Origin of the sequence: Paenibacillus sp. NPDC056933 (assembly GCF_042674385.1) — a bacterium.
Taxonomy (GTDB): Bacteria; Bacillota; Bacilli; order Paenibacillales; family Paenibacillaceae; genus Paenibacillus.
The window spans coordinates 950,649-963,595 of sequence record NZ_JBHUQN010000002.1 but is presented as its reverse complement, the minus strand read 5'-3'; the positions used below and the strand labels follow the sequence as shown (position 1 = coordinate 963,595).

Here is a 12,947-nt window from a genome sequence, read left to right as displayed (position 1 = left end):
AATTGGGAGATGAAGAACAGGTTTTGGGGAAAACGGGTGCTGGCCGTGCTGGCTACAGCCAGTCTGGCATTGCCGCTGCTTGCGGGTTGTACAGCGAGTGAGTCCAAGGATAACGAGCAGCGTGTATTGCGTGTAGCAACGATGTGGGGGGGCCAGGATGACAGCTATTTCCGGCAGCAGTTTACCGATGCTTTTGAATTGACACATCCGAATATAACGATTGAAGTTGTTCCTGCCGTAGATCAGGGCAGTATGTATGGATATGGTAACCAGGAAGAGCAGAAGGACGTTCCGGATACCATGGAAAGCTTGAAGAAGATTATGACAGGGGATAACCCGGTAGACGTCATCGTGGCGGATACGTCGACAATCAAGTCGTTAATTCAGGAAAACATGGTGAAACAACTGGACCCACTGATCCAGGAAGACAAGTTTGATACTTCGGATATTGTGCCAAGTGTTCTCGAAGGAATCAAGGATTTGGGAGATCAGAGCATCTACGCTTTGACACCAACGTTCTCCTCTTCAGCATTGTTCTACAACAAGAGCATGTTTGAGAAAGCAGGCGTAGAGCCTCCAACGGATAATATGACGTGGGACGATATTTTCAACCTGGGTACCCGTCTGACCAAGGGTGAAGGTAAAGACCATGTGTTTGGCTTCTCTTTCAGTACCTACCAAGGTGGCTCTCCATACTATACGATGTCACAGTATTATAACTCTCTGCAGCTGAAAGTTTTTGATGACAAAGCAGAGAAAATGACTGTAGATTCTCCTCAATGGGAGAAAGTATGGAGTACCATTAGCAAACTTGCCATAGATAAGGTCATCCCTAAAGGAGATGAGCCACAGGATCAGGATGATGGCGGACGTTATAATCCGCTTCAGGGTGATCTGTTCCTGAGTGGCAAAGCAGCTATGGTGATTGGAGATTACAGCTACATTAATCAATTGATTGATGCCAACAAAAATGCGGATAAAATGAAAGACTTTACGAAGGTAGAATGGGATGTTGTCACACCTCCGGTTCATCCGGAAGCCCCCGAAATCGGTGGCAATATTTATCTGAGCAACCTTATGGCCATTAGTAGTTCAGCCCAGAACCCGGATGATGCATGGGAATTGATCAAGTATATGAACAGTGAAGACTGGGCCAAGATCAAAGCGCGCAGCAGTTATGAGATGGTTTCTCGGAAGAGCTTCATTAAACCAAAGGATGGTTTGGATTACAACATCCAGGCATTCTATACACTGAAGCCGGTTCCTCCGACCAATACCAATATGGATAAAATGTATCAAAAAATGCCGAGCCTGTACCAAGTGAGTGATAAGGGAATGGAGTACTTCAATCAAGTACTTGCGAATAAAAAGACCCCAAAAGAAGCACTTGGCGAGTGGGCTGCAAAGGGTAACGAAATGCTGGAGAAATTGAAGAAGGACCCTAAAGCCACGTTTCAATGAGCGTTGAAGGCCTTGTAATATAATTACAGATGTTGCCGCTGGAGATTTATTTCTTTGGCGGCTATTTTTATGGAATTGGGGTATTCTACAAAAGCAGGGATAAATGATGACTCCAGGAAAGGACGAATGGAATGCACTGGGTATATTTCAGCAAATTGTATGCAACCAAATTTCAGGCAGGATGTCTTGCGAAGCGGATGGAGCAGGATGGGTGGATTTATGGTCATAATGAACCGGCGGAAGTGGAAGTGTATCGATCACGCAAAGGAAGATATGGTGTACGTTTTATTCCCTGACATTACCCCTTGACTTATAGATGGGGTATGGTGTATATTAATTAAGTCGCTGTTTTAATATTTTTACTGGCGCGGGGTGGAGCAGCCCGGTAGCTCGTCGGGCTCATAACCCGAAGGCCGCAGGTTCAAATCCTGCCCCCGCAATTTAGTTCTACAGGATGATTCACAGCCATCATCTGAACGTTATACATTTTTGTTCAGGGCCCTTAGCTCAGTTGGTTAGAGCGGTCGGCTCATAACCGATTGGTCACAGGTTCGAGTCCTGTAGGGCCCATTCTCTCAAAACCCTTGCGCAGCAAGGGTTTTTTTCTATTGTTACAAACTAAATTTCACTAAGCCTTAAACAAGCCTGTACATGTTCGGAAATGATGAGCATAATCATTCCTTGCTGTTTTTAGTAAGGATTTTTTGTTGTATTCCCATTTTAGCACAAAGAATTCGTACTACTTTAAATGATAAAAGCGTACAAATAGGGTAGTTAATCTGCGGTTTAAAGAGGAAGGGTGGTTCAATTGCCAAACTCTACAGGATTGATATACAATTCACCAACGAGTGGAAATGTGGCTACACAAATCCTTGTAACTTGTTTAAATGACTCACTTAATATTCCTGCGAATATCGAGATTGAAGTTTTTAAGTGGGACACTACGCAAACCGCCAGAATTCCAGTCGGGCACGATCTATTTCAAGTCATACCCCAGGCATCCCGGACCCTGATTTATGCCTTAACCAATGCAGCGTTTTACGAAGTTCAATCGGACTACTTTAGCGCTACGAGTACAATTATTCATGTGTACGGTGTGGATTCTACAGGTGGGATTATTCAGCGGGTGTTGCAGTCAGAAATGATATTGGTTGATCGGTTTACGAATATCACCTAATTTTTGATGGAGGTGAGTAGCTTGCCCGTTGTAAATATTACAGGTGCACTCGGTGGAAATCAGTTCGAACCTTCGATTGCTGCCAACGAGTTGCTTCCGAATATCATATGTGCGGTTGCAGTAGATACAAGTACAGGCCCTACGCTCATTGGGTTTTATCGTTCTGTCGATACTGGCCAGACATGGACAACGACAATTTTGCAGCAGCCTGCTGGATACGCGGGCGCTGAAGCGCCAACCATTGATTACACATTTCCGAGTACGTTTATAGCGACAGTTCATGTATTTAACGGTGAGAATGATGGTACAATCATCAGTTACACGTCCTTGGATGATGGGGTGACCTGGTCTCCTCCAGTGTTTGTGAACAGGGGATATGGTTCTATCGTTCATAATGATGAGCCTTTTATCGCAGTGGATCGCTCCCCGGGTAGTCCGTACAGGGGAAATGCTTATGTCGGCTACACTCCACTTGCAACGATTGCTTCCTCTATTTTTGTCCAAAGATCTACTGATCAAGGGTTAAGCTGGCAGACACCTGACCGAATATCCGATCCACGAGGGATACATGACCGCTCATCAATAACTGTAGGTTTTTCAGGCCAAGTTTATGCAGGATATATTGTCACTGGCCCTGCCAGCCCTTCGGCGCTATTACGCATATCCTATGATGGAGGAATTTCCTACCAACCTCCTGTCCAGAGACAGTCCACTTTCATCTCTTCAGTAGTACCTGCGCCATCCCCTTTACCTGTTACGAATTATGCTTTTCGAGTTCAGACAAATTTGAGTTTGGGTGCTGACATATCGAATGGAGCCAATAGTGGTTCTGTCTATGCAACCTGGAATGATGCCCGGAATGGCTACACCGACATATTTTTGTGCAATTCACCGGATGGGCTTCTGTGGTCAGATCCCGTTAGCATTACCGGAGCACCCGCTGGTTCGCAAAACTTCTTCCCCTCCATTACCGTATCACCATTCACGGGAACTGTAAGGGTTATTTATTATTCTAATCAAATTAACGGGTTCCTTTTAGACGTGTATGTTGCTGAATCTTTTGACGGAGGAACTACCTTTACCAATCGCAGACTCACGACAACTTCGTTTAATCCCAACGGTAATTCCCCGGTGCCTACAGTATTAATTGGTGATTATATCACCGCTACAACGTATGCACCCGATAATTTGGCTGCAGTTTGGATGGCAACCACTCCGCCGACTGGAAAACTGGATGTTTATTTTGGAAGTTGATTACTCCAATGCATGGGGACAATTACACATAATTCACTGTAAGAAAGCTCTGTTAGCACAATGACTTCAACCCTCCAATCACCCCTCAATTGATGTACACGGCGCTCATCAACTCTAACTTGCTGGGAACGATTCGTGTAGGCCCTGAGAACTTTGATGGAGCAATGTATTCGGACTAATGTTTAGAGCCGTTCTCCTGGCTCACAGCCTCGTTACAGATCAAGCATTAACCTATTAACGGATCGTTTATCACCCTGCCTTGAGAAAGGCAGGTTTTTTTCTAATGATGAGAGTACATATAGCACTTTCATGGATCTGGCATCGTTTGTGATATAATGCGTTAGAGATTAAGGGAACGGTCTGTAAGGGTGAGAAACGGAAAGTCCAAGAGACCGATGAAATTTTGAATGGAAAGCAGGTTTACAATTCATGATGCAAAATGAAGTACAGCGATACCGCTTCAGTGAAGCCCCTGTATGGGATTGGCAGCGAGCCTATTATGAACAGAAGGGGTTACGCGCCTGGATGGATAATCAGGTACCGCAATATATTACGAGTAATCCGATGATTGCCGCGGCTTATGCCGAGATGATTTTTGGTTTTCTTCAGGACCTTGCGAGCAAGGGACAGACAACTGAGACGGTGACCATTCTCGAACTTGGAGCGGGCGTAGGGCGTTTGGCGCATCAGATCCTAATTAAACTGATGGAGTTACAGGATTTTGCAGGGGTGGAGTTACCTGCTTTTCGATATGTAATGACTGATCTGGTAGAGAATAATGTAATGGGGTGGAAAGAGCATCCTTCCATGCAATCTTTTATTCAACAAGGGATACTGGATTTTGCACGCTTTGACGCCATACAGGATACGGTATTGAATCTGGTGGTAGCAGGTACGGTTATCCGGCCAGGTGATCTGAAGCAGCCCTTGCTATTGATTGCGAATTACTTTTTTGACAGTATTCCTCAGGAGTTGATTTACATCAGTGAGGGTGAGATCTATGAGTGTGACATACTCCTCCAATCGCCAGATCCCTCTACCTACCCTGAACCTGCTCAATTGCTGGAGAACATGACAATGAGTTATGAGTACCGGCGCGCACCTGAATACAGTGCAGAGGATTACCCGTATCAGGAACTAATTGAATTGTACAAGGAAGAACTGGAAGATTCGCACATCCTGTTCCCGGCGATCGGCCTGTCTTGTCTGGACCGATTAAACAGGCTGTCGGAGTCTGGATATGTGTTAATTACGGCGGATAAAGGAGATCACCGATTGGACAACTGGAAGTTTGCCGAGCCTCCTGAATTCGTTCTTCATGGGAGTTTTTCTTTGACGGCTAATTATCATGGAATTCAATATATATTGGAAAGCCAAGGGGCGCAGACTCGTTTCACAACACATCACTACAAGGATCTGAATGTTGGATATATGTTAATGGTGGACGAACCGATGGCGTATGTGAATACACGGCTCGCTTACCATCGATTTGTTGAACGCTTTGGACCAGATGACTTTTTCAGTATAAAAGAGTGGATGGATCAACAGGTTGGCACGATGCAACTAAAGCAGATTTTACCGTTTTGGCGTCTCGGCGGATATGATGCAGAGTTCTTGATTCATAGTGCTAACCGAATCTCTAATCTTCTCCCTGAAGCAAGTGATGAAGAGATGCTTGATATTCAGCATGGAATCCACACCATGTGGTCTTCTTACTATGTAATGAAGCATCAAGGAGACGTGGCCTTTCTGGCAGGACAATTATTGTATGAGATGTATATGTATGAAGATGCCAAGCGGTTTCTCGAGCTTTCGTTGAACACGGATGCAAGGAAACGGAATACGGCTGTACTTTATGACTTGGCCGTGTGTTGTTATGAACTTGAATTGGAAGAAGAGACGCTGGCATACACCCGGAAAGTTCTGGCTTTGGAACCTGATCATGAAGAAGCGATGGCTTTGCTGAGAAGCTTTGAGTGATATTTACTTGAAACCTTCTTCTCTAATTAACGTATTAATGGGATAATCATACATTAATTTCCGACAAAAGGAATAGGGGGTTCAGTAAATGAAGAAGGTTCTGACTATTTTGCTATATCCATTTGCGTGGGTATTGGGGGCGTGGGGGATGTTGTCCGGGAATGCGGATAGCGCACTTTTTGCGAAGGATGTAGCTACAGATCGTGGCTATGATGGGCAGGAGCTTTATGATAGAATTGAACACAGAAATGCCTAATTACATACGATCTGAACTGTAAAGGTAATTGTCTCACAGAGCGATACGTGAAGTCAGTTACTCTTGAAGCGAGTGCAAGGGGCAGAAAAACTGCCTGTACAACCTTTAAGCCGGTTTCGTACCTGATTCAGGTATGAACCGGCTTTTATTAATGAATGGGGGATGAACGTTGAAGATTATTATTGGACAACCCAAGCTGGAGCAACAACTGTTGCAACTGGAAACGGAGTTAAACCAACATCCGGAAGCAGATCTGTTATTTTTCCCGGAAGGATATCTGAATCAGAACGTAAACGAGGCGAGCCGTCTGGCGGCTGCATACGGAACGATGATTGTATCAGGTCATCGCAGATTGGATGAACGTCCCAAGGATCGCTCAATCATTATTAATAAGGTAGGAGAGACTATACTGGAAAAGGCGAAGTATACACCTGCTGAGGTCGTTCAGGAGCAGGATTGGATCATAAGTACTTTATTATGCGACGAATTGGTGCAGCAAGGTTTTCGCAATGAAAATATAGGAAAAGTGGATATCATTATGCATTCGATTGGTGTGGGGATGTTCAGTGAGGAGCAGTATGCGGAATGGATTGAAAAGGCACGACAGATTGCATTACAAAATCAATGTATCGTTATGGGCACCAGCCACGCGGACGGCTCGTATCGTGACAGTGCAATTTCAATCCCGATCGCTTATTGTATCGCTCCTGACGGAGGATTGGTTCTGGAAGCCAAGAACGATACCAGGACGCGATTAATCGTTCTGAACAAGGGGGAAGTAACTGGTGCGCCTCATGGAGCGGAACCAAGACGGGTGAATATTCAAGTAACTCCCTACTAATAGCACAACGGCAAAATGGCAATGAAATGGGCTGGTGAGCTTGCCAAATCGCCCGGTCATTTGGATGGATAGCGCATATGTTATGGCATACCTTGAAATTCAAAGGAGGCCAAATGAAATGAGTGAAGTTGGATACGGTTGTAATAATGTTGGAGGAATTGGAAACGGTATGTGTACTTCTACTGCCGCAATTCTGGTACTCTTCATCCTGCTCGTTATCATCACGAAATCTTTCTGGTGCTGAGTCGGATCTAGTTAAGAAAAGGATGGTTAAACAAAGCTCCGCTGAAATTTCGGCGGGGCTTTCCTGTGTGAGTCAGATGAGCAGCAACGAGCTTTCATTTGACAACCGAAAACAATGTGCTTAAAATCACATAAGAGACTAATAACATAGATTGAAGGGATAGCAATGCCGTTTATTCGCTTTAAAGGATTCACAGGACCCCAACTGGAGGAAGTTGTACCCCGCATTACGGAACAGATGGCCTTGATTACCAATATTCCGCGAGAGAGAGTAAAGGCAGAACGTCATGATGTACAAGCTCTTACGCCTTCTCCGGCTTCAGTAGAGATCCTTATGTTCCAGCGTGATCAGGAGATTCATAATCGGATTGCATCATCCATGCAAGATATTTTGGAACAAGCAGATCTTCCTGATGTGCATATTTTCTTTAATATATTGTCACCCGCGCTGTATTATAAACAAGGCAAGCCGCTGACAGATTATCGTTTGGATTGAGAAAAAATAGCTGCACCGAAGTGTTTCGGAAGCAGCTTGGGACGAGCAGATGACTGCTCGTCTTTTATTTTTGAATCAAGAATTATGCGAGTGTGTTGTCGTATCCTTACTTCGTTTAACTCGGTTTAACGAGAAAGAGCAAAGCGCTGACACCATGAACAGAGCGCCGCCAATCACATATACCAGTCGAACCCCAAGCTGATCCGCAATAAGACCGAAAATGACTGTAGATATGCTCATGGCAGTAGATAGGATGATTTGATGTGCCGCGTATACCTTGGAGAGGGATTCGACAGGCACACTGCTCTGAAAAGCTGTTTGCTGAGCGACATCACGAATCTGGTAAGCAGGACCCATAAGTACGCACAGCACCAGAGCAAGCCAAGGAAGGCTGTTCAAGCCGTAAATGACGGTCAGCAGGCTGAATACAAGAGAACCGATGGCCATGCTGGAGATCAGATGTCTTTGTATGCGAGTCGCCAGTACGATAGCCACAACACCTCCAAGAATGGTACCCGCAGCATAACTGGAGTTGATAAGCCCCCACCAGCCTTCTTCTTGGCCGAGAGCTTCTTTCACAAAAGCAAGCGTAATCGCGCCAATCCAGATGGAGCCAGCCAGACCTTCAACCAGATCCATGAATGTAATCAGTCGCAGGGACCGATTTTTCCAAAGCATAATCCAGCCTTCCCGCAGCGCATCCCGTTTGGATGCGGATTTCTCCATTAGTTCCTGATTGTCGCGGGTCAGCGAGCTAATCATACTCATTAGAAGCAGTACGACCCATGACAAGGTTGCAGCCGCCCAGAATGTCTGTGAAGCTCCCCAGTGCATCACGATGAATCCTGTCATCGCATAACCGATGATAGTCACCGTCTGATTGGAGAAAGAGAGCAGGCTATTCGCTTTTACGAGATCTTCTCCTTGAACTAACCGCGGTGTTAAGGTGTTTAACAGCGGAGATTCCCATCCGTCCATAAACGACAGAATCGTCACTCCTACGAGAAGGAGAGGGATATGAGCAGTGAGATCGGTAAAGGCAATGGCGATTCCGGTGATCAGTAACGTTTTGGTTAAAGGAATACTGATGATAAGCCGGGAGAATACAAAACGGTTCACAAGCAATGGAGCAGTAAGTCCTGCCACGATACGTGAGGTCATTTGAATAAATGGAAACAGTGCAGCATACAGGACCGACCCGGTCTGTCCGTAAATAAAGGTTGTAATAACCATGATATATATGACATTAATGAGAGAGAGCAGCGTTTTGGCAGCCCAGTATGGATAAAATGCGATGTTCATGCTTAGGTGTCCTTTCCACACAACGATAAGTATATATTACGAGTACCGTTGTGAATGCACCACAAACAAAGTTGTCATTTTCCCATCATTGAAGTACCAAAAAAGGGCTGTCCAAGAAGGACAGCCATGCTCTCATTCCTATGTTTCAAGCCACAACGAGCGTAAAAGCAACAAGCAGCATCAACAGACTGGTCATTCTGGTTATAGCCATATAAGGAGGGCTAGGCTCAGTTTCGCCCCGGGAAATCCAGCCGTAGCGCAGGTACCAGCCGAATTTCGGAAAGCACAGATTGATGATACAGAGTGTCATGAATATAAAAAAGAGGGTTTTCATACCCGATCTTCCTTCCTCATTGTACATGACCGGCTCAAAATTAACGCTTACGTCTCGTGAAGAAGAAAACAATCAAAATAAGAATAATGACGATTAACAGAAATTTCATGAGGGTCCCTCCTGATGACATGATAAGTTTTGTTGTAAATGTTATTTAACAGACATTACCCAAGGAACACATGAATTGAATAACTATGTTACAATTAATTATATTGTCATTATATAATCACATACCATCGGGTTAATCTATAGCTTCATTTGGAACATGAACACTAAAGATTGGTGAGATGAAGGAGGAAGCATGACCAAATACAATCAACTCGCTATCCAATGGGAGTTTATCATCTCTAAAATTAAATCTTCCGTGACCGTAGTCGATGCAACCTTACCTGAATTTCCACTGATGTTTGTAAATGAGTATTTTACTCAATTGACTGGATACAGTGCGGAGGAGTCAATTGGACAAAACTGTCGGTTCCTTCAGGGGCCGGAGACAGACACGGATACTGTAAAGCAGATTCGCGAAGCGTTGGAAAAGCAACAGTCCATGAAGATTGACATCTTGAATTATACGAAAAATGGACAGAAGTTCTGGAATGAACTAAATATCGATCCCATCTTCAATGAATCAGGAGAATGTCTCTTTTTTGTAGGGATTCAATACGATATTTCAGAACGGAAATATGCTGAACAGCAGCTGCAAATGGCCGCGTCACTGGCAGAAATGAACAGCAGGGGGCAATTGGAATTCATCGGCAAATTGAACCATGAGCTTCGCACTCCCCTGAACGGAATTATGGGGATGATCGAGCTAATTAGTATGGGTGAAAGCAGCGATGAGCAAAAGGAATATTTGGAGCTGGCACGTGAGTCAGGTGAAGCCCTTCTAAATATTGTCAACAATAGTCTCGATATGGCTAAACTGGGCAGAGGGAAAATGATGTTGGAACAAATTGAATTTCAACCGTTGAAACTGGTACAACAGATCATCAAGACACATGAACCTGCCGCGCAGAATAAACAAATCCGCTTGCTCTGTCACGCAGACCTGAATCTTCCTGACGTACTCACAGGAGACCCTCTTCGTCTTCGGCAAGTGTTGGATAACCTGCTTAGTAACGCCATCAAATTTACGGAACAAGGTGAAGTGCAATTACAGATGGATGTGGAGGAGCATCGCGGGGATATGGTCACCTTAGTTTTCACTATACGTGACACAGGGATTGGCATTCCGGATACTCAGATCAATCATTTGTTCGAAGCCTTTACTCAGACCGATGTCTCTCATTCACGGAAATTTGGCGGCACTGGACTGGGGCTCACCATATGCAAAGAGCTGCTTGAACTGATGAATGGTCAAATTTCGGTAGAGAGTGTGGAAGGGAAAGGTACGAAGTTTGAGGTTACTTTGCCGTTGCTTCGACAACAGGCCATTCCTAACGTGGGTTAGTAGCAGCAGAACAGCCGGAGATTTCGGCTGTTTTTTTATGTTTTGCATTGTTTTACGAACGAACGTTCTGGTATAATGCAAGAGTTGAATGGGGGAGAGACAACATGAGTAGAAGACGCAGAAGGAGAAAGGGCACGGGGAGCCAGCGATTCAAAAAGCAGGTATTCACGCTGGTAGCCATGTTAATGGTTGCACTCTATGCTTGGGTAGGAGGAGAGTGGTCACTGGATCTTCCATCTCAATTAGGAGGAAGCAACAAGCATGTGGATCATACGATCACTTTCCCGTCAGAGCGGTATCCCGAAACGGCCAAACACATCAAAACGGCGATTAATTCAGGGCATTCGGATGTATGTACCATTGATCGAAGTGGGGCAGAGGGTAATCGGGATCTATCCCTTAAAGGTGTGCCCGTCAAAAAAGGTAAAGATCGGGATGAATGGCCAATGGCGATGTGTGCGGAAGGTGGAGCGGGTGCAGATATTCAATATATTAGTCCTAAAGATAATCGTGGTGCAGGCTCATGGGTTGGAAACCAGTTAAGTACATATCCGGATGGGACACGAGTGAAGTTTGTAGTGAAGTAAACGATGGGGGAAGAACTGTAAGAGGCACTAATACCGGAAATTTTAAAGTACATTGTAAAGTGCAAGTTGTGAAAAACATAAAACCAGACGTTGATGCGTCTGGTTTTATGGTGTGACTGAAGATATGAACACACGTCTTGTTTGCCTATAAATAGAGAGGTGCTTCATCTGGAATTACAGCTCAGCTGTACACAGATGCATTCCACTTGAATGATGAGAGCGAATGCTTAACAATCGTGTGACTTGTTCAACTTCGTCGAATGGAATCCACAGGCTTCCGTGGACGGTACGCAAGGAGAGAATGGACGCATCGGCTGTACGTTCCGGGAATCCTGTCACGGTTTGCCCGCTTGTATTGCGGACGATGATTTGCTGTTTACGGCGAATGGCAATTTCTACCTCTTTTTTCATATGTCATTGCTCCTGCTTATGGAATAGTAATTCGATATGTCAATAATTTCAATGGTTAATTTGTCTTCTTTATCTAGTCTATCAGAACTAGGTATGGATTTCCAGATACGAAATTAAATTTTACATAGGTGATTGGGCTTAGTGTGGACTATCGGTTTTTGAAGAAGCTCCTGGGGTTATATAAGGATAAGAGGGAGGGGATGCAAGTGACACAGTTATTGATCGGACTTGCGCGTACGGAGAATGAAGCCATTATCCTGTTAAATAAACTGAAAGAGGAAGGGATAGCAAATAAATATTTGGGAGCGGTAGCCAAAGAGCAGGTCAATCTTGAAGTGGTAAGCGAGAAGACCGGTCTGCCGATGCCTCTGAAGGGTGCAGGGACGGATGGAGCCTTAGGGGCACTTAAAGGTGTACTTGCTGGTCTGGGAAAGCGGATGGATCAGACGATGACCATAGGAAAAGCGGTACGAAAACTCGCAGGCAACGAGATTGGAAGTGAGACGGATGATCTGGTGCTAACCTTGACAGAAGCAGGGGTCTCTGAAAAGGATGCCAATTACTATGAAGAATGGCTGGTGCAGGGGCACATCCTGGTGGTAGTGGAATGCAGTGACGAAGATGCAGACCGAATTGCACCTATTCTTCTTTTTTAGTTTAATTTAAGCCTGATTTTAGGTTTCTTTAATGTTGGGGAGGTATTCTTACTTTACACCTCCCTTAATATAGATGGTTTATAGAAAGTTCGGGACCGCAACTCGAACTTTCTAGGCACTGCTTGCTCACGCTGGCAGTGCCTGTTTCATTTTTTTTGAATTATTTGTTGTTAGGGTATTGCAAAGTTATAAATTTCATGGTAAGATATTTCTTGTCGCCCGAAGTGATGAAGCAATACATACATATGCCGGGGTGGCGGAATTGGCAGACGCACAGGACTTAAAATCCTGCGGTAGGTGACTACCGTACCGGTTCGATCCCGGTCCTCGGCATCCATTAAGAAAAGGAAACTCCTTGATACATAAGGGGTTTCCTTTTTTTTATAGTTTGGATTCAATTTCCTGAGTCACAGGGATTGAGCGTCTTTTTTTCCGTTGGGGACGATTTACTACTATAATAAGGCATGTGTTTTGAACTCAATTCAGTTAGCCAGAATTG

At 44.7% G+C, this 12,947-nt stretch carries 15 protein-coding genes and 3 tRNA genes; 15 read left to right on the top strand and 3 right to left on the bottom strand.

Features of this window, described 5'->3' with window-relative positions; all coding sequences use genetic code 11:
• Window positions 1–9 precede the first annotated feature (9 nt).
• The 11 genes from ACFTRD_RS19295 to ACFTRD_RS19245 all read left to right on the top strand — a co-directional run bounded on the left by ACFTRD_RS19295 (window position 10) and on the right by ACFTRD_RS19245 (window position 7,708).
• Entirely contained in the window at window positions 10–1,461 is a 1,452-nt protein-coding gene (locus ACFTRD_RS19295; RefSeq protein WP_379382759.1) for an ABC transporter substrate-binding protein, read from the top strand.
• Window positions 1,462–1,592: 131 nt separating this feature from the next.
• Complete coding sequence (locus ACFTRD_RS19290) at window positions 1,593–1,757, top strand: hypothetical protein (protein WP_017687342.1); 165 nt, start codon at window positions 1,593–1,595, stop codon at window positions 1,755–1,757.
• 70 nt (window positions 1,758–1,827) lie between these two features.
• Window positions 1,828–1,901 (top strand) — tRNA-Met (locus ACFTRD_RS19285).
• Between the two features lie 56 nt (window positions 1,902–1,957).
• Window positions 1,958–2,031 (top strand) — tRNA-Ile (locus ACFTRD_RS19280).
• A 238-nt stretch (window positions 2,032–2,269) separates the two neighbouring features.
• Window positions 2,270–2,638 carry a hypothetical protein gene (locus ACFTRD_RS19275; RefSeq protein ID WP_379382756.1) on the top strand — a complete coding sequence of 123 codons (369 nt, stop codon included), beginning with the start codon at window positions 2,270–2,272 and terminating at the stop codon, window positions 2,636–2,638.
• Between the two features lie 21 nt (window positions 2,639–2,659).
• Complete coding sequence (locus ACFTRD_RS19270; protein ID WP_379382754.1) at window positions 2,660–3,892, top strand: sialidase family protein; 1,233 nt, start codon at window positions 2,660–2,662, stop codon at window positions 3,890–3,892.
• 429 nt (window positions 3,893–4,321) lie between these two features.
• Entirely contained in the window at window positions 4,322–5,872 is a 1,551-nt protein-coding gene (locus ACFTRD_RS19265) for a tetratricopeptide repeat protein (protein ID WP_379382752.1), read from the top strand.
• A gap of 88 nt (window positions 5,873–5,960) precedes the next feature.
• Window positions 5,961–6,128, top strand: coding sequence for a hypothetical protein (locus ACFTRD_RS19260; RefSeq protein ID WP_192268891.1), 168 nt, complete (start codon window positions 5,961–5,963; stop codon window positions 6,126–6,128).
• Between the two features lie 169 nt (window positions 6,129–6,297).
• Entirely contained in the window at window positions 6,298–6,969 is a 672-nt protein-coding gene (locus ACFTRD_RS19255) for a carbon-nitrogen hydrolase family protein (RefSeq protein ID WP_379382750.1), read from the top strand.
• 118 nt (window positions 6,970–7,087) lie between these two features.
• Window positions 7,088–7,213 carry a sporulation protein YjcZ gene (locus ACFTRD_RS19250; protein WP_192268887.1) on the top strand — a complete coding sequence of 42 codons (126 nt, stop codon included), beginning with the start codon at window positions 7,088–7,090 and terminating at the stop codon, window positions 7,211–7,213.
• A 165-nt stretch (window positions 7,214–7,378) separates the two neighbouring features.
• Window positions 7,379–7,708: a DUF1904 family protein gene (locus ACFTRD_RS19245; protein ID WP_192268885.1), complete on the top strand. Its 330-nt coding sequence runs from the start codon at window positions 7,379–7,381 to the stop codon at window positions 7,706–7,708.
• 75 nt (window positions 7,709–7,783) lie between these two features.
• Here ACFTRD_RS19245 and ACFTRD_RS19240 read toward each other — a convergent pair whose 3' ends face one another.
• Both ACFTRD_RS19240 and ACFTRD_RS19235 read right to left on the bottom strand, forming a co-directional pair.
• Entirely contained in the window at window positions 7,784–9,010 is a 1,227-nt protein-coding gene (locus ACFTRD_RS19240; RefSeq protein WP_379382748.1) for an MFS transporter, read from the bottom strand.
• Window positions 9,011–9,155: 145 nt separating this feature from the next.
• The gene (locus ACFTRD_RS19235) at window positions 9,156–9,344 is read right to left on the bottom strand and encodes a DUF6199 family natural product biosynthesis protein (RefSeq protein WP_192268881.1); all 189 of its coding nucleotides are present in this window, start codon (window positions 9,342–9,344) and stop codon (window positions 9,156–9,158) included.
• Window positions 9,345–9,645: 301 nt separating this feature from the next.
• Between ACFTRD_RS19235 and ACFTRD_RS19230 the strand changes: the two genes are divergently transcribed.
• Together ACFTRD_RS19230 and ACFTRD_RS19225 are read left to right on the top strand one after the other, a co-directional pair.
• Window positions 9,646–10,794, top strand: a complete 1,149-nt coding sequence (locus ACFTRD_RS19230) for a sensor histidine kinase (protein WP_379382745.1) — start codon at window positions 9,646–9,648, stop codon at window positions 10,792–10,794.
• 104 nt (window positions 10,795–10,898) lie between these two features.
• Window positions 10,899–11,381: a DNA-entry nuclease gene (locus ACFTRD_RS19225; protein WP_379382743.1), complete on the top strand. Its 483-nt coding sequence runs from the start codon at window positions 10,899–10,901 to the stop codon at window positions 11,379–11,381.
• A gap of 174 nt (window positions 11,382–11,555) precedes the next feature.
• On the opposite strand, the gene ACFTRD_RS19220 is transcribed toward ACFTRD_RS19225, so the two are convergent.
• Window positions 11,556–11,792 carry a hypothetical protein gene (locus ACFTRD_RS19220; RefSeq protein ID WP_379382741.1) on the bottom strand — a complete coding sequence of 79 codons (237 nt, stop codon included), beginning with the start codon at window positions 11,790–11,792 and terminating at the stop codon, window positions 11,556–11,558.
• A gap of 206 nt (window positions 11,793–11,998) precedes the next feature.
• Between ACFTRD_RS19220 and ACFTRD_RS19215 the strand changes: the two genes are divergently transcribed.
• Together ACFTRD_RS19215 and ACFTRD_RS19210 are read left to right on the top strand one after the other, a co-directional pair.
• Window positions 11,999–12,448 carry a hypothetical protein gene (locus ACFTRD_RS19215; protein WP_379382739.1) on the top strand — a complete coding sequence of 150 codons (450 nt, stop codon included), beginning with the start codon at window positions 11,999–12,001 and terminating at the stop codon, window positions 12,446–12,448.
• A 247-nt stretch (window positions 12,449–12,695) separates the two neighbouring features.
• A tRNA-Leu gene (locus tag ACFTRD_RS19210) sits at window positions 12,696–12,781 on the top strand.
• Window positions 12,782–12,947 lie beyond the last annotated feature (166 nt).